The following is a 17,178-nucleotide window of genomic DNA, read 5'->3' as shown; positions in this document are numbered from 1 at the left end:
CCGGCTTGACCGGGGCATCCAGTACGCCGCGATTTCTCGATTCATCGCGGACGCCTCGGGGTACTGGATCGCCCGATCAAGTCGGGCGATGACACCGAGAATGTGGTGAGCGCGTACACCCGCTCTGTCACTGCCCATCCACCAGGCTCACCACAAACCGGCTGCCGACAATAAACAGATAGCACCCGAACGCGGTCTCCAGCGTGCGCTTCGACATCGCATGCGCGGCTCTCACGCCGAGCGGCGCTGTGACGAGACTCATCGGCATCACCAGCACGGCGCCGATCAGCGAGACGTAGCCCAGCGCGAACGGAATTTGCAGAGCCACAACGCCAGGATAGTTCGCTGGCGCGGGCCAGCCGGCATAGAGGTAGCCGAGCGCGCCCGGGATCGAGATCAGCGGAAGCATTCATAGAATACGGGGACCAGGATCGCACCGCCGCCGATGCCGAACACGCCGGCGAGAAAGCCCGAGAGCGCACCGACCGCGATGAGCAACAGCGCCAACTCGACGATGTCCTGGAGATTGAGACACGCGAATCGTATCCCGGCACGCAACGCGAACCTCCTGGCTGGATCCGGACGAAGAGCGATGCATTCGCAACTTCTAGATTATGTCGGTGGGAATGTGACAGGCGCGGAATGCGGAGCATGCATATCGGAGCCGCCCGGTTGCGGTGACAAAGGGCGGAAACGTTCAAACGCCGGGCGCCCCGGCTCTTTTGGGGTTCCTCCAACACTATTTCGGCTGCATTTTGCAGCATGACCGAACTGGTTCGCGTGAGGATGATCCTCTTGTGATTTCAAATCGCGAGGCGAGCGTGGGAAAGATTGGTTCATTATTCATTCTTTCAACATCCCGATGTCGCTCTGGTATACCAAGCCCCTGATGGGTCTTGTTTTGCCACCCCACTAGAGCTGAACGGCGATTCGCTTTATGGCGATTTGGTGATTGCGCAGGTGAATTCGACTCCGTAAATAGGGCCGACCTTTCGCGATCCCCGCGTGCCCCTGCCGGGCCGCAATAAAACACCAAAGTCGCCCATGACCGCACGGATCGAACGACCGCTTTCACCACACCTGCAAGTCTACCGCTGGACGCTGACGATGGTGCTGTCCATCGTCCACCGCGCCACCGGGATCGCTCTTTATGTCGGAACCCTGCTGCTGGCCTGGTGGTTGATCGCCGCGGCCTCCGGCCCGACGGCGTACTCCCACGTGCAGGCCTTTACCGGCAGCATCATCGGCCGCCTGATCGTGTTCGGCTACACCTGGGCGCTGATGCACCATATGCTGAGCGGTATCCGGCATTTCATCTGGGACCTCGGCTATGGCTTCAAGGCCAATGAGCGCGAGGCGCTGACCTGGGGCGCGCTGATCGGCGGCATCGCGCTCACTGTCCTGATCTGGATCATTGCCTACGCGATCGGAGGCGGACGATGAGCACGACCGATACGCCCAAGCGCAGCATGCGCACCCCGCTCGGCCGCGTCCGCAATCTCGGCGCCGCGCATTCCGGCACGTCCGACTTCTGGCGCCAACGCCTCACCGGCGTCGCGATGACGCTCTTGATGCTGCCCGTGATCGTCGTCGTCATGATGCTGCTCGGCCGCAACCAGGCGGGCGCTGCGCAGATCCTCGGCTCGCTGCCGATCGCGCTGATCCTCCTGCTCTTCATCTTCGCCAGCGCCTGGCACATGAAGATCGGCATGCAGGTCGTGATCGAGGACTACGTCCACAACGAGAAGCTGAAGCTCGTTGCGGTCATGCTCAACAACTTCTTCTCGATCGCGGTGGCGCTCGCCTCGACCTACGCGATCCTCAAGCTGTCATCCGGAGTGTAACCCATGGCCGCCAGCACGAATGGCAAGGGCAACGGCGCTCCCGCCACCAACGGAAAAGCCTATCCGCTTGAAGACCACACCTACGACGTCGTCGTGGTTGGCGCGGGTGGCGCAGGACTGCGCGCAGTCGTCGGCTGTAGCGAGGCGGGCCTGCGCACGGCCTGCATCACAAAGGTATTCCCGACCCGCTCGCACACCGTCGCTGCGCAGGGCGGCATCTCCGCTTCGCTTGGCAACATGCACAAGGACGACTGGCGCTGGCACATGTACGACACCGTGAAGGGGTCGGACTGGCTGGGCGACCAGGATGCGATCGAATACATGGTGCGCCACGCCCCCGAAGCGGTCTACGAGCTCGAGCATTGGGGCGTGCCGTTCTCGCGCACCGAGGACGGCAAGATCTATCAGCGCCCGTTCGGCGGCATGACCACGGAATTCGGCAAGAGCCAGGCGCAGCGCACCTGCGCCGCCGCCGACCGCACCGGTCACGCCATGCTACACACAATGTACGGCCAGTCGCTGCGCCACGCGGCGGAATTCTTCATCGAGTTCTTCGCCATCGACCTGATCATGGACGACCAGGGCGCCTGCCGCGGCGTGATCGCGCTGAAGCTCGATGACGGCACGCTGCATCGCTTCCGTGCCCAGACCACGATTTTGGCGACCGGCGGCTACGGCCGCGCCTACGCCTCCTGCACCTCGGCCCATACCTGCACCGGCGACGGCGGCGGCATGGTGCTGCGCGCCGGCCTGCCGCTCCAGGACATGGAGTTCGTGCAGTTCCACCCGACCGGCATCTACGGCTCGGGCTGTCTCGTCACGGAAGGCGCGCGCGGCGAAGGCGGCTATCTCGTCAACTCCGAGGGCGAGCGCTTCATGGAGCGCTACGCGCCGTCGGCCAAGGATCTCGCCTCGCGCGACGTCGTCTCGCGCGCCATGACCATCGAGATCCGCGAGGGCCGCGGCGTCGGCAAGAAGAAGGATCACATCTTCCTGCATCTCGATCACCTCGATCCCGCAGTGCTGGCCGAGCGGCTGCCGGGCATCTCCGAATCCGCAAAGATCTTCGCCAATGTCGACGTGACGCGCGAGCCGATCCCGATCGTGCCGACCGTGCACTACAACATGGGCGGCATCCCCACGAACTATCACGGCGAGGTGCTGACCAAGAAGGACGGCGACGACAACGCCGTCATCCCCGGCCTGATGGCGATCGGCGAAGCGGCCTGCGTCTCCGTGCACGGCGCCAACCGTCTCGGCTCCAACTCGCTGATCGACCTCGTGGTGTTCGGCCGCGCCGCGGCGCTGCGCTGCGCCGAAAAGCTCACCGCCAACGGCAAGCAGCCGGAGCTGCCGGCGAACTCGGCCGAACAGGCGGTCGGCCGCCTCGACCATTACCGCTACGCCTCCGGCGGCACGCCGACAGCGAAGCTGCGCGAAGGCATGCAGCACGTGATGCAGAACAATTGCGCGGTGTTCCGCACCGGCGAGGTCCTGAGCGAAGGCCAGAACCTGATCCAGAAGGTCCACAGCGGCATCACCGATATCGCCGTCTCCGACCGCTCGCTGGTATGGAATTCGGACCTCGTCGAGACGCTCGAGTTCGACAATCTGATCTCGCAGGCGGTGGTGACGATGAACTCGGCCGCCAACCGCACCGAGAGCCGCGGCGCGCATGCCCGCGAGGACTACTCGGAGCGCGACGACAAGAACTGGATGAAGCACACCCTGGCCTGGCTCGACGATGCCGCCAAGGTCACCATCGACTACCGCCCGGTGCATAACTACACCATGACCAACGACGTGCAGTACATCCCGCCGAAGGCGCGCGTGTATTGAGCGAAAGCGAAGGCCTGATCGAAAATGGTTGAATTCGCACTTCCGAAGAACTCGAAGATCACCGGCGGCAAGACCTGGCCGAAGCCCGCGGGCGCGACTGAGCTTCGCGAATTCCGAGTCTATCGCTGGAACCCGGACGACGGCAAGAATCCGAGCATCGACACCTACTACGTCGACACCAATGACTGCGGTCCGATGGTGCTGGATGGCCTGATCTGGATCAAGAACCACATCGACCCGTCGCTGACCTTCCGCCGCTCCTGCCGCGAGGGCGTCTGCGGCTCCTGCGCCATGAACATCGACGGCCAGAACACGCTCGCCTGCACCCGGTCGATGCACGACGTGAAGGACGGCGCGGTGAAGATCAATCCGCTGCCGCACCAGCCAGTCGTGAAGGACCTCGTCCCCGACCTCACCAATTTCTACGCGCAATACGCCTCCGTCGAGCCGTGGCTGAAGACGACCTCGCCGACGCCGCAGAAGGAATGGCGCCAGAGCCACGAGGACCGCGAGAAGCTCGACGGCCTCTACGAGTGCATCCTCTGCGCCTGCTGCTCGACCTCCTGCCCGAGCTACTGGTGGAACAGCGAACGCTATCTCGGCCCCGCCGCCCTGCTCCAGGCCAACCGCTGGGTGTCCGATTCGCGCGACGAGGCGACCGGCGAACGGCTCGACAATCTCGAGGACCCGTTCAGGCTCTATCGCTGCCACACCATCATGAATTGCGCCAAGGCCTGTCCGAAGGGCCTCAACCCCGCAGAGGCGATCGCCGAGCTGAAGCTGAAGCTCGTCGAGCGGCAAGTTTAGGCGAGCTTTATGCATCGGCCACGGCCGTTAGGGCCGCGGCCGATTTGCCACCTATAGTAGTCTTCACTATGATTGCTACCGGCGCAGCCTTCGCGGGCGGAGACGCGCCAGTCGCAACCAAAGGTTCCCCCCCATAAGCCACTTCCTTCCCTGCGGGAAATTCAAGTAAACTTCGTTCCGGGTCAGGAGCGACTGTGCAGGGCGCGCAACGCAATTCGTTGAAACTGCTGCAGTGGATGATGGCGGCATCCCTGGCGCTGCCGATTGCGCTGTTCGTCATCGCTTCGGCGATCTCCTATAACTCGACCAATGACATCGCCGACCGCGAGATCGAGCGCACGCTCGACGTCGCCCATGAGCATGCGCTCAAGGTCTTCGAAACCATCGATCGCAGCCTTGGCGAGCTCAACGAGGTGGTGCGCGGCCTTTCCGACGAGGCGATCCGGTCCCGCGAGGAGGCGCTGCACAGGCGCCTGAAGCGGCTGACGGACTCGCTGCCGCAACTCAAATCCGCCTGGATCTTCGACGCCCGGGGTCACGCGCTGGTCAACAGCCTGCTATACCCGGCGCCGCAGATCAGCTTTTCGGACCGTGATTATTTCAACGCCCATGTCGACCAGACCATCGGCACCTTCATCGGCACGCCGCTGACGCCGCGCCAGCCCTACCAGGGCGCGCGCTTCTTCGGCGTGAGCCGCCGTCGCGATTCCGACGACGGCAGCTTCATCGGCGTGATCCAGGCCTCGGTCTTCCCCGAATATTTCGAGAGCTTCTACGCCCGCATCGGCAGCGATCCCGGCAGCTTCTTCGCGTTGGGACGGACCGATGGCGTCCTGCTCGCGCATTATCCCCACCTCGATCACGACGTCCGGCTCGATCCGGGCGGGCCGGTGGGCCGGAAGATCGCGCTGAGCCCCGAGCACGGGCTGATGACGATCGCCTGGCCCGCCGACGGGATCGAGCGGCGCATTGGCTACAAGCGCGTCGCCGAATATCCGATCTATGTCAGCGCAGGAATCGAGACCTCGGCGATCCGTTCGCGCTGGCTCGCCACCATGGGCCAGCACCTGATCTTCGGCCTGCCTGCCACAGCCCTGCTGTTCTTCATCCTCGCGCTGGCGTTGCGGCGCACGCAGAACCTCCAGGCCGAAGCGGCACGGCGGCGCGACGCCGAGGAGGCGCTCAAGCACAGCCAGCGCCTGGAGGCGCTCGGACAGCTCACCGGCGGCGTGGCGCACGACTTCAACAACCTCCTGACCGTGATCCGCGCCTCCATCGACCTGTTGAACCGACCGCAATTGTCGGAGGAGCGACGGCAGCGCTACATCAACGCCATCACCGACGCGGTCGCGCGCGCCGCAAAGCTGACCTCGCAGCTGCTGGCCTTCGCGCGGCGTCAGACGCTGAAGCCCGAGGTGTTCGATGTCGGCACGCGCGTGCAGTCGCTGCGCGACATGATCGCCACGCTGACCGGACCGGCCATCGAGATCGTGATGCGGCTGCCGACGGAGGCCTTTCTCGTCAACGCCGATGCCGGTCAGTTCGAGACGGCGCTGTTCAACATGGCGGTCAACGCGCGCGATGCGATGCAGGGCCGCGGCAGGATCACGTTCACGGTGGAGGCCGCGACGGCCGTTCCCGACAGCCTGGCACATCTCATCGGCAGCCATGGCTTCATCACCGTCACGGTCACCGACACAGGGTCCGGTATTCCCGCAAGCCAGCTCGGCCGCATCTTCGAGCCTTTCTTCACCACCAAGCAGGTCGGCCAGGGCACCGGCCTCGGCCTGTCGCAGGTGTTCGGCTTCGTCAAGCAATCCGGCGGCGAGGTGACGGTTGCGAGCGAGGTCGGTCACGGCAGCACCTTCACGCTGTATCTGCCGCGTGTGCCCGCCGAGGTGCTGCCGCAACGGCAGGCGCCCGACACCGCGCCCGCACTCGCCGGCAGCGGAATGTCGGTGCTGGTCGTCGAGGACAATATCGAAGTGGCCAATTTCGCCGCCGACGGGCTCACCGAGCTCGGTTACAGCGTCACACTGGTCGACAATGCCAGCGACGCCCTGGTCGAGCTGGCGGCGGATGTGGACCGCTTCGACGTGGTATTTTCCGACGTCGTGATGCCCGGCATGACCGGCCTTGATCTTGCGCACGCGATCCGCGATCGCGGCATCGACGTGCCGATCGTGCTCACCAGTGGCTACAGCCACGTGCTGGCGCAGGACGGCAGTTTCGGCTTCGAGCTGCTGCAAAAACCCTACTCGATCGAGGCCCTGTCGCGCATGCTGTACAAAGCCGCCCGGCTGCGCCGGGTGCGAGACGGCGCCGCGGAATGAACGCGGCCGCCGGAACCCCTTGGAACCGCCTGATTTCCCTCGCGTTGTTCCAACATGCAAATGCCGGACACAAAGCGCGAGCAGGGAAGGAAGCCGGCTATCGTCGAGATCGTCGGTGAGGGCGGCGAGGAGGCCGCCCCACCGCCGCCCGAAGTGCTCGAGCCGGATGAAGAGCTGTCGCCGGAGGACATCGAGCAGGCGCGCAAGGATTATCTGCTGACGCGCTTCTGGATTAGCGCCAGAGGCTTCTGGGGCCGCAAAGGCGACCGGCTGGCCTGGCCATTCTCCATCGGCCTTGTCGTGCTGATTGTCTTAACGGTCGGCTTCCAATACGGCATCAACGTCTGGAATCGCGCGATCTTCGATGCCATCGAGAAGCGCGACGCTGCGACCGTTTTCCATCTCTCGGCGGTGTTCTTTCCGCTCGCGATCGGCAGCATTGCGCTTGGTGCGGCGCAGGTGTTCGCACGCATGCGCATCCAGCGCCGGTGGCGGGCCTGGCTCACCGCAAGCGTGCTGACGCGCTGGCTCGCCAACGGCCGCTATTACCAGCTCAATCTCGTGAGCGGGGACCACGACAATCCCGAATACCGCATCGCCGAGGATTTGCGGATTGCGACCGATTCGCCGGTCGACTTTCTCGCAGGCGTCACCTCGGCGCTGCTGTCCGCCGCGACCTTCATCGTCGTGCTCTGGACCATCGGCGGCGCGCTCACCGTCACGTTTGGCGGATCGTCGCTCACTGTTCCCGGCTTCCTGGTCATCGCTGCGATCCTCTATGCCGCGATCGCCTCCGGCTCGATCACGGTGATCGGACGACGCTTCGTGCAAGTCTCCGAAAACAAGAACCAGGCGGAAGCCGACTTTCGCTACACGCTGACGCGCGTGCGCGAGAACGGCGAGAGCATCGCCTTGCTCGGCGGCGAGGACGAGGAGCGTGACGGCATCGACCGCAATTTCACCAACGTGCTCCAGCAATGGGCGCGTCTCGCGGGCCAGCATATGCGTACGACGCTGGTTTCGCAGGGCTCGAGTCTGGTTGCTCCAGTGGTCCCTCTCTTGCTCTGCGCGCCCAAATTCCTCGATGGCAGCATGACGCTTGGGCAAGTGATGCAGGCGGCTTCCGCCTTCACCATCGTGCAGGGCGCCTTCGGTTGGCTGGTCGACAACTATCCGCGGCTCGCCGACTGGAACGCGTGCGCGCGCCGAATTGCCTCGCTGATGATGTCGCTCGATGGGCTTGAGCGCGCCGAGCAGGGCGACGGCCTCGGCCGCATCAGGCGTGGCGAAACCGGGAATGAGGCGATGCTCGAATTGCGCGATCTCTCCGTCACGCTCGACGACGGCACCGCGGTGGTCGGCGAAACCGAGGTGGTGATCGAGCCCGGCGAACGGCTGCTGGTGGCCGGCGAATCCGGCACCGGCAAGAGCACGTTGGTGCGCGCGATCGCGGGCCTGTGGCCATGGGGCGGCGGCAGCGTCAACCTCCATGCCGACCGCCGGCTGTTCATGCTGCCGCAGCGCCCCTACGTGCCGTCGGGGACTTTGCGCCGCGCGGTCGCCTATCCCGGCGCCGCCGAAGACTGGACGATCGACGAGATCTGCGAAGCCCTGCACAAGGTCGGCCTCGATCATCTCAGGGAGAAGATCGAGGAGGAGGGGCCGTGGGACCAGACGCTCTCAGGTGGCGAGAAGCAACGCCTCGCCTTCGCGCGCCTCCTGCTGCACAGCCCCGACATCGTGGTCCTCGACGAAGCGACGTCGGCGCTCGACGAGAAAAGCCAGGACAGGATGATGCAGATGGTCACGGACGAATTGCCCAGGGCGACCATCGTCAGCGTGGCGCATCGCGTCGAACTCGAGGCCTTTCATAGCCGCAAGATCGTGCTGGAGCGGCACAGGGGCGGCGCCAGGCTCGTGAGCGACGTCGATCTCATTCCGCGCAAGGGCAGACGGCGGCTGCTCGGCAGCTTCCTGCGCCAGCGCAGGCCTGCGGCGAAAAAGGTCGCGTGAAATGTAGCCCGGATTCTTTGGCCGCAACATTGGAGTCGGGGGCAAAACCGGCTATGCATGCGCCGCTTGCAACGAGGACTTCTGCTTGACGCCCGACACCGCCCCCTCGCCCGCGCCGTTCGGCGCGTTTGCGCCGAATGCGGCGCAGGCTGCGATCATTTCACTTGCGCACCGCTCCGGGCTGAAGCGCGGCGCGTTCCGCCCGTGGCTGTCGCGGTTGGTCAACCTGCTGCGCCCAGGTCCCGTCGACGTGCAATATCAGGGCGCCTCGTTCCGCTTCCATCACCAGGCGAGCGCGACCGAGCGCGGCGCGCTGTTCAACCCCGACTATAATCTCGACGAGCTCGACTTCCTGCGCCAGCACACGCCGGCTGGCGGCGTGTTCGTCGACGTCGGCGCCAATGTCGGCACATTTGCGCTGGTGATGGCGCGTCATGTCGGCCCACAGGGCAAGGTCGTCGCGATCGAGCCGCATCCCATGACCTTCGCGCGACTCTCGTTCAACAATGCGGCGTCGGGCCCGACCCAGCTCCGCCTCGTGCAGGCGGCGGCCGGCGAGGCCGACGGCGAACTGATGATCGAGACCGACGGCGACAATCTCGGCGCCAGCCATGTCGTGACGGGCACGGCGACGGCAAGGGCCATCAAAGTGCCGTCGTTGCGGCTGATACGCATCCTCGAGGAGTCCGGCGTCACGCAGGTCGATACCCTCAAGATCGACGTCGAGGGCTTTGAGGACCGCGTGCTGATCGGCTTTTTCCGCGATGCGCCGCGATCGCTATGGCCCCGCGCTGTCGTGATCGAGCATCTGTCACAAAACGAATGGCGCGAGGATTGTATTACAGACATGGTCGCGCGTGGCTTTGCCATCGCGCGCAGGACGCGGAGCAACACCTTCCTGTCGCGCTGACGACAATCAACAACGGAGATTGCGATGATCGATCACATGGGTTTTCCGGTTTCCGACTACGAGCGCGCCAAGGCGTTCTACATGAAGGCGCTGGCGCCGCTCGGCTACAGCCTGATCATGGAGGTCACGCAGGAGCAGACCGGCCACGATCCCGCCGCGGGCTTTGGCGCCGACGGCAAACCGGACTTCTGGATCGGCGGCGAAGGCGCGTTGAACAAGCCGGTGCATGTCGCGATCCTCGCCAAGGATCGCGCCACGGTGGATGCGTTCTACAAGGCGGCCATGGCGGCCGGCGGGCGCGACAATGGGCCGCCGGGCATTCGCGCACATTATCATCCGAATTATTACGGCGCGTTCGTGCTCGACCCCGATGGTCACAACATCGAAGCCGTCTGTCACGCGCCCGAATAGGCCTGTTCCATCGTCCCGATGCGCGGGAACATCGCCGCATCGGCAACGTTGTCTTCTTTCGAGCAACGACATGTCGATGATGGATGATGCCGATCGAACCTCCGGAGATTCCTCCGGCAACACCGGGCACACCGAGTGAGCCGCCACCAGGAATTCCACCGGGCAATCCGCAGCCGGATATCACGCCGCCAGTTCGCGAGCCCGGCGAATCACCGCGCCCCGATGAGTTGCCCGGCCGTATCCCGGAGGAGATTCCACCACGCGGACCGAACGGGCCGCGCACGCCCAATCCCGCGACGGATGCGAATTTGCCGCGCCGTCACACCTGAGGCGATTGCAAACACCTGAGGCGATTGCAAGATGGGCCTGAATGCGCAATGAACGTCGATGTTCTGAAGTGATTTGCATGCAGAAATAAATCGCGACGCGGCTGCTTCGCCCGCCACAATCCGGCCTAACGCGTATCCGTTGATCGCAACACTGACTCTCCAAGCCCTTCCTCGACAAGAACCTTCCCTAGGAACTCACCACATGACTCAATTTCGCTTCGTGCTGCTTGCCACGACGGCTCTGACCGCGATGCCATTCGCAAGCTCCGCATCGCACGCGCAAAGCGCACCCATCGTGATCGCGCAGGCGCAGCCGCAGGGCGAAGTCGGCCCTGACGGAAAACCGAAGCAGCCATCCCGGGAGCAGCCGAAGGCACCGCCGCAACAACCGCCGGCCGCTCGCCCCGCACCAGCCCCGCCGCCGCCGCCCGCGGCTCCCCAGCGTCCGAGTGCACCGCCGCCGGCGGCTGCGCCTCCGCATGCCCCGACGCCACCGCCGCCACCGGCGCCCGCGCGGCCGACAGCTCCACCGCCGCCCCCTGCGACGCATCAGGCACCAACGCCACCACCACCTCCGCCGCCTGCGGCCCCCAAGCAACCGTCACCGCCACCGGCGGCGGCGCCGCAGCAGCATGCGCCGACGCCGCCTCCGCCGCCTCCGGCTGCACCGCCCGCGCGCGTTGCTCCGACACCGACGCCTCCGCAAGGTCGGGTCGCCCCAACGCCGACGCCCACCGCAACGCCGGCACCGACACCGGCCGCGCCGAACGTCCGCCAAACGCCAGCGCCGACGGCAACGCCTGCACCGGCAGCGCCAACGACTCGCGCCACGCCGGCACCGACGGCGACGCCAGCTCCCGCAGCGCCAACGACTCGCGCCACACCGGCGCCGACGGCGACGCCTGCTCCGGCAGCGCCAGCGACCCGCGCCACGCCGGCGCCGACGCCGACGCCTGCACCGGCAGCGCCAGCGACTCGCGCCACACCGACCCCGACGCCCGTACCAACCGCCACACCCGCCCCCGGCGGCGCCACGACCACGCCGCCACCGGCAGGTCGAACGGGTCCGGCACCGGCGCCCGGCGCAACCCCGGCCCCCACGGCGACGCCGGCCCCCGGCGGGGCCGCAACGCCGGCGCCAGGACGTCAAGGTGGAACGCCTCCTGCAGCTACGCCGCCTGCGGGCGCGCCCGCTGCCGGAACTCCGACTGCGCCGCAGGCAGCCGCCCCGGCCCGGCCCACTGCTCCCGCCGGCGCCGCGGCGCCGACTGTCGTCCCCGGCTCGGCAGCTGCAGCTCCCCCGCCGGACAGGGCGCAATACGCTCCGCCGACGGTCGCGCCGGCTTTCCGCGCCGCGCCCACGGTCGCAGCGCCCCTGCCGCCACCGCCGCGTCCGCCGCAGCGTGACCTGACGCCGCTCGCAATTGGTGCAGGCGTGGTGGCCGGTGCCGTGATCGGGGCGACCATCGCCGACTACCGCAATCAGCGGCAGGAGGTCGTCGAAGACGGCCGCACGATCTACACCGAGCCGGACCGCATCATCATCCGCGATCCGAGCGGGCAGGAATATGTCCGCGGTAATGATCTCTACCGCTTCCGTTACGGCGCCCGCGACATCCGCACCGAGACGTTCGGCGGCGAAACCCGCACCGTGGTGATCCGTCCCGACGGCAGCGAGGTGATCACCATTGTCGGTGCCGACGGTCAGCTGCTGCGCCGAATTCGCAGGGATCCGCGCGGCCGCGAGATCATCATCATCGACAACACCTACCGCGATCCGCAGGCCGTCGGCGGCTTCTATGTCGACGTGCCGCCGCCGGTGGTCAACATCCCCTACGATCGCTACATCGTCGATGCCGAGGAGGCTTCGCCGCAGGTGATCTACGACACCATGCGGGCGCCGCCGGTGCAACGGATCGAACGGCGCTACTCGCTCGACGAGATTCGCTACAGCCCCAATGTTCGCATGCAGATGCCGAGCATCGACGTCAACACGATCAACTTCGAGACGGGATCGTGGACCATACCGCCGGACCAGGCCGCGCGGCTGCAAGTGATCGCCGACGGCATCAACCAGGCGATCCAGAGCAACCCGCAAGAAGTATTCCTGATCGAGGGCCACACCGATGCGGTCGGCAACGACGTCGACAATCTGTCGCTGTCGGATCGCCGCGCGCAGGCTGCCGCCGAACTGCTGACCCAGCAGTTCGGTGTGCCCGCGGAGAACCTGACCTCGCAGGGCTACGGCAAGCAGTATCTGAAGGAGCAGACCGACGGCCCGAGCCGCATCAATCGCCGCGTCACCGTCCGCCGCATCACCCCGCTGCTCAACGGCGGCCAGGCCAACGCTGCGCCGCCGCCGCGCTGAGCAGGCGCATCACGAGACAAAATGGCCGGGAGCGATCCCGGCCATTTTCGTTTTCGTCATTGCGAGGAGCGAAGCGACGAAGCAATCCAGACTGTCACCGCGGAAGGATTCTGGATTGCTTCGCTTCGCTCGCAATGACGAATGAGGCGACAGTTGCCGGCCACGCCTCAACCCTTGTCGCTCTCGAGCCTGAAGATCTGCGCGCCTTCGCCGCCGGACAGCAAGCCGTTCTCGGTGTAGAGCTTGAGCTTGGTGCGGGTGTCGGCGATGTCGAGGTTGCGCATGGTGAGCTGGCCGATGCGATCGGCCGGCGTGAACGCCGCATCCTCGACCTTCTCCATGCTGAGCCGTTCCGGCGCATAGGTGAGGTTCGGACTCTCGGTGTTGAGGATCGAGTAGTCGTTGCCACGGCGCAGCTCGAGCGTCACCTCGCCGGTGACGGCGCGCGCGACCCAGCGCTGCGCGGTTTCGCGCAGCATCAAGGCCTGCGGATCGAACCAGCGGCCCTGGTAGAGCAGGCGGCCGAGGCGCAGGCCGCTGACGCGGTATTGCTCGATGGTATCCTCGTTGTGGATGCCGGTGACGAGGCGCTCATAGGCGATGTGCAGGAGCGCCATGCCGGGCGCCTCATAGATACCGCGGCTCTTGGCCTCGATGATGCGGTTCTCGATCTGGTCGCTCATGCCGAGACCATGACGGCCGCCGATGGCATTGGCTTCCAAGAACAACGCGACGGGATCGGCAAAGGTCTGGCCGTTGAGCGCGGTGGGCTGGCCCTCCTCGAAACGCACGACGACCTTCTCGGCCTTCACTGTGCAGTCGTCGCGCCAGAACGGCACGCCCATGATGGGATTGACGATCTTGATGCCGCTGTCGAGGCTCTCGAGATCCTTCGCCTCGTGCGTGGCGCCGAGCAGATTGCTGTCGGTCGAGTACGCCTTCTCCGCACTCATCTTGTACGCAAAACCCTGGGCGGTCATGAACGCCGACATTTCGGCGCGGCCGCCGAGTTCGTCGATGAACTGCTGGTCGAGCCAGGGCTTGTAGATACGCAGGCTCGGATTGGTCAAAAGGCCGTAGCGATAGAAGCGCTCGATGTCGTTGCCCTTGAAGGTCGAGCCGTCGCCCCAGATGTTGACGCCGTCTTCCTTCATCGCGGCAACCAGCATCGTGCCGGTCACGGCGCGTCCGAGTGGCGTGGTGTTGAAATAGGTGATGCCACCGGTCGAGATGTGGAAGGCGCCGGACTGGATCGCGGCGATGCCTTCGTGGACGAGCTGCGTACGGCAATCGACGAGCCGCGCCTTTTCGGCACCGAACTCCATCGCCTTGCGCGGAATCTCGTTGTAGTCGGCTTCATCGGGCTGGCCGAGATTGGCGGTATAGGCGTAGCAGCGCGCGCCCTTCTGCTTCATCCAGAGCAGAGCTGCGCTGGTGTCGAGACCGCCCGAGAAAGCTATCCCGACTTTTTCCCCCTTGGGCAGGCTCTTCAGAATCGTACTCATGGCGCTTCCAATCGGATCTTAAGGGGCTGATATCGTCCGCGGTTTGACTTAAGCGGTTTGACTTGCGCGATTATCAAATTTCGCGCGGGGGGGCACGCCTTTAATGGCTCACAGCGACGCCGCCGGGCCGGTTTTGCCGCCGAACAGGCGCTGCCGGAGCCGATAGGCCGGCCAGGCCAGTCGGGTCAGGGCGGCATCGACCGCCTCGTCCGAAAACCGTGTCCGCGGCCAGCGGTAAATCAGGGCGTAGGCGAGCCAGATCACCACGAAGGTGACGAGGCCGGCGATCGAGACGTCGGTGAAGAAGTGCCCGCCGAACGCCATGCGCAGGCCGCTGGTCACGGCGCCGAACACCACGGCCCCGGCATAGGCGAGCGGCCGCCACGGCGGCGGCGCCAGCGCCGCGGGCGCCAGCGTCCAGAACGCCGTCGCGCCCTCGCCGGAGAAGAACGAGCAGTTGCGCCCGCAGCCGCCACGCGGATCCCACCACGGCACGAACGGCAGATCGCCGGCAAACTCGCTCACCACCACCGGGCGCGGTCGCCCCCAATAGGACTTGAAGGCGAGATTGGCGAGAATGGCGGCCGACAGCGTCAGCGTCACCAGCAGGAAGACGATGGCTCGCCCCGACACCAGCAGCGGCCGGTCGGGCCTGATCAGCTTGACCACCAGCGCCACGATCGATGGCAGCGCGAACGCCCAGGCGATCCACATCGCCGCATCGCGCGCAAAGCCGGCCCAGCCATTCAGCTTGAGCGGAAACGTCTTCGTGGCAGGGTCGAAGAACAGCGAGGCGAGCTTGAGATCGAGCTCGGGAAAGACGCCGAAGACGACGCCGATGACGAGCCACAGCGCCAGCGCGATGAAGAGTCCGGTCCGGTTCATGGCGCGCGGTTTAGCCGAGCGGGGAGCGGATGAAAACCCCGGCGCGCCTCATTCCGGCCGCGAGGCGGCGGGCAGCGGCGGGGGCGGCTTGCGCGGGGGCGGCGGGTGGCGCCAGGCGCCGGCGTTGCGGCCGGCGATCATCCAGTAGACGACACCGGCAACGATGCCCGCGCCGGTCATGATCTCGAGATGGCGGCGCACGATGCCCTCGAACTGCAGCGTCTCGGGATGGAAGGGGACGAGGCCGAGATAGCAGGCGAGCCCGACGAGCCCGCCGCCGACCGCGTAGGCGAGCGCGCTGCGGATGTAGAACGCTTCCGTGATCACGACGATCACCATCGCCGGCAAGAGCGCAAAGCCGGAGACGAAGATGAAGCCAAAGCCGAGCAGGATGTCGATCGTGCCTTCATCGACGGGACCTGCGCCGAGATCGGAGAATTCCGGAAACAGCAGCGCAGCCACGACGATCATGCCGCCGACCAGGCACGAGGCCAGAAAGCCGAGAAAGATCACGACGAGGCGCCCGATCAGTGCCATCGGACGCGACCATCATCATTGAGCGTGAACAGCACCACATCCCCCGCGGTCATGCCGAACCCCGTCCGTGGCCATGACGGAAGTTGATGGCCGCTTCATGTCAATCGGTCATCGCCATCGCGCGTAGCGTCTGGCGCTCGCGGGCCGAGAGCTTTTCCGTCTCCGATTTGAGCTGGCCGCAGGCGGCGAGGATGTCGCGGCCGCGCGGCGTACGCACCGGGGAGGAATAGCCGGCGTTGAAGATATATTCGGAGAATTTTTCGATCTGGTCCCAGTCCGAGCATTCATAGGCCGTACCGGGCCAGGGATTGAACGGGATCAGATTGATCTTGGCCGGAATGCCCTTCAACAGCTTCACCAGAAGCTTCGCATCGTCGAGGGAATCGTTGACGCCCTTGAGCATCACATATTCGAAGGTGATGCGGCGCGCATTCGACGCGCCCGGATAATCGCGGCAGGCCTGCAACAATTCCGCGATCGGATATTTGCGATTGAGCGGCACGAGCTCGTTGCGCAGCTCGTCGCGCACCGCATGCAGCGAGATCGCGAGCATGACGCCGATCTCGTCGCCGGCGCGCACGATGTTCGGCACCACGCCCGAGGTCGACAGCGTGATGCGGCGGCGGGAGATGCCGATGCCCTCATTGTCTCCGACGATAAGAAGCGCGTCGCGCACCGCGTCGAAATTGTAAAGCGGCTCGCCCATGCCCATCATCACGATGTTGGTGACGAGACGCGTGCCGTTCTCGCGATCGGCCCAATCATTCAGGCGATCGCGCGCCACCATGACCTGCCCGACGATCTCGCCGGCGGTGAGGTTGCGCACCAGCCGCTGCGTGCCGGTGTGGCAGAAGGCGCAGTTCAAGGTGCAACCGACCTGCGAGGAGACGCACAGCGTGCCGCGATCGGTCTCGGGGATGTAGACGCACTCGACCTCGTGCGCCTTCTCGACATTGTCGCCGCTCGGCAGGCGCAACAGCCATTTGCGGGTGCCGTCGTTGGAGATCTGCTCGGCCACGACTTCGGGCCGGTCGACAGTGAAGTGCTTTGCGAGCTCGGCGCGGATGTCCTTCGAGATCGAGGTCATCTCGTCGAAACTCCTGGCGCCGCGGAAATAGATCCAGTGCCACAATTGCTGCACGCGCATCCTGCGCTGCGCGGGCCCAACGCCGATCTCGCCGAGGCGTTCGGCAAGCTCGTTGCGCGACAGGCCGATGAGCGAGGGCCTCGCCGGCGGCACATAGGCTTCGAGCGGCGTCTTCTCCACCAGGGTGGCGCTGTGCGGCGTGGCAGGCGACTGCATTGAATGGACCTAAAGGTTATTTGGTCGTTCCGGGATGGTCCGAAGGACCAGACCCGGAACCTCGAGATTCCGGGTTCGATGCTGCGCATCGCCC

At 65.6% G+C, this 17,178-nt stretch carries 14 protein-coding genes and 1 pseudogene; 10 read left to right on the top strand and 5 right to left on the bottom strand.

The features are described 5' to 3' along the window. Positions 1–127: 127 nt before the first annotated feature. Positions 128–546: pseudogene (locus QA640_RS01545) on the bottom strand (sulfite exporter TauE/SafE family protein). 498 nt (positions 547–1,044) lie between these two features. Here QA640_RS01545 and sdhC point away from each other — a divergent pair. The 10 genes from sdhC (at position 1,045) to QA640_RS01495 (ending at position 12,854) form a co-directional block, all read left to right on the top strand. Further along, positions 1,045–1,443 carry a succinate dehydrogenase, cytochrome b556 subunit gene (sdhC, locus tag QA640_RS01540; protein WP_283039032.1) on the top strand — a complete coding sequence of 133 codons (399 nt, stop codon included), beginning with the start codon at positions 1,045–1,047 and terminating at the stop codon, positions 1,441–1,443. After that, on the top strand, positions 1,440–1,844 hold the full coding sequence (gene sdhD / locus QA640_RS01535) for a succinate dehydrogenase, hydrophobic membrane anchor protein (protein WP_283039031.1): 405 nt from the start codon (positions 1,440–1,442) through the stop codon (positions 1,842–1,844). The genes sdhC and sdhD overlap by 4 nt, the downstream gene beginning before the upstream one ends. Positions 1,845–1,847: 3 nt before the next feature. Further along, positions 1,848–3,683 carry a succinate dehydrogenase flavoprotein subunit gene (gene sdhA / locus QA640_RS01530; protein WP_283039030.1) on the top strand — a complete coding sequence of 612 codons (1,836 nt, stop codon included), beginning with the start codon at positions 1,848–1,850 and terminating at the stop codon, positions 3,681–3,683. A gap of 24 nt (positions 3,684–3,707) precedes the next feature. Then, complete coding sequence (locus QA640_RS01525) at positions 3,708–4,490, top strand: succinate dehydrogenase iron-sulfur subunit (RefSeq protein WP_283039029.1); 783 nt, start codon at positions 3,708–3,710, stop codon at positions 4,488–4,490. 194 nt (positions 4,491–4,684) lie between these two features. Beyond that, positions 4,685–6,823 carry a hybrid sensor histidine kinase/response regulator gene (locus QA640_RS01520; RefSeq protein ID WP_283039028.1) on the top strand — a complete coding sequence of 713 codons (2,139 nt, stop codon included), beginning with the start codon at positions 4,685–4,687 and terminating at the stop codon, positions 6,821–6,823. A 54-nt stretch (positions 6,824–6,877) separates the two neighbouring features. Beyond that, positions 6,878–8,836, top strand: a complete 1,959-nt coding sequence (locus QA640_RS01515) for an ABC transporter ATP-binding protein/permease (protein ID WP_283039027.1) — start codon at positions 6,878–6,880, stop codon at positions 8,834–8,836. Between the two features lie 85 nt (positions 8,837–8,921). Beyond that, the gene (locus QA640_RS01510; protein WP_283039026.1) at positions 8,922–9,746 is read left to right on the top strand and encodes an FkbM family methyltransferase; all 825 of its coding nucleotides are present in this window, start codon (positions 8,922–8,924) and stop codon (positions 9,744–9,746) included. Positions 9,747–9,770: 24 nt separating this feature from the next. Next, positions 9,771–10,157 carry a VOC family protein gene (locus tag QA640_RS01505; protein ID WP_283039025.1) on the top strand — a complete coding sequence of 129 codons (387 nt, stop codon included), beginning with the start codon at positions 9,771–9,773 and terminating at the stop codon, positions 10,155–10,157. An 86-nt stretch (positions 10,158–10,243) separates the two neighbouring features. Further along, complete coding sequence (locus QA640_RS01500) at positions 10,244–10,486, top strand: hypothetical protein (protein ID WP_283043087.1); 243 nt, start codon at positions 10,244–10,246, stop codon at positions 10,484–10,486. Positions 10,487–10,688: 202 nt separating this feature from the next. Continuing rightward, entirely contained in the window at positions 10,689–12,854 is a 2,166-nt protein-coding gene (locus tag QA640_RS01495; RefSeq protein ID WP_283039024.1) for an OmpA family protein, read from the top strand. A 167-nt stretch (positions 12,855–13,021) separates the two neighbouring features. On the opposite strand, the gene argG is transcribed toward QA640_RS01495, so the two are convergent. From argG to rlmN, 4 genes are all read right to left on the bottom strand, one after another. Continuing rightward, positions 13,022–14,359: an argininosuccinate synthase gene (gene argG, locus QA640_RS01490; RefSeq protein ID WP_283039023.1), complete on the bottom strand. Its 1,338-nt coding sequence runs from the start codon at positions 14,357–14,359 to the stop codon at positions 13,022–13,024. A 108-nt stretch (positions 14,360–14,467) separates the two neighbouring features. Beyond that, on the bottom strand, positions 14,468–15,244 hold the full coding sequence (locus QA640_RS01485; RefSeq protein ID WP_283039022.1) for a phosphatase PAP2 family protein: 777 nt from the start codon (positions 15,242–15,244) through the stop codon (positions 14,468–14,470). 48 nt (positions 15,245–15,292) lie between these two features. Continuing rightward, positions 15,293–15,781, bottom strand: a complete 489-nt coding sequence (locus QA640_RS01480; protein ID WP_283039021.1) for a hypothetical protein — start codon at positions 15,779–15,781, stop codon at positions 15,293–15,295. Positions 15,782–15,881: 100 nt separating this feature from the next. After that, positions 15,882–17,084 carry a 23S rRNA (adenine(2503)-C(2))-methyltransferase RlmN gene (gene rlmN, locus QA640_RS01475; protein ID WP_283039020.1) on the bottom strand — a complete coding sequence of 401 codons (1,203 nt, stop codon included), beginning with the start codon at positions 17,082–17,084 and terminating at the stop codon, positions 15,882–15,884. Positions 17,085–17,178: the final 94 nt, after the last annotated feature.

Source organism: Bradyrhizobium sp. CB82 (assembly GCF_029714405.1).
In the GTDB taxonomy this organism is placed as follows: domain Bacteria; phylum Pseudomonadota; class Alphaproteobacteria; order Rhizobiales; family Xanthobacteraceae; genus Bradyrhizobium.
Note: the sequence above shows the minus strand (reverse complement) of the source record. Positions and strands in the feature narration are given on the sequence as shown.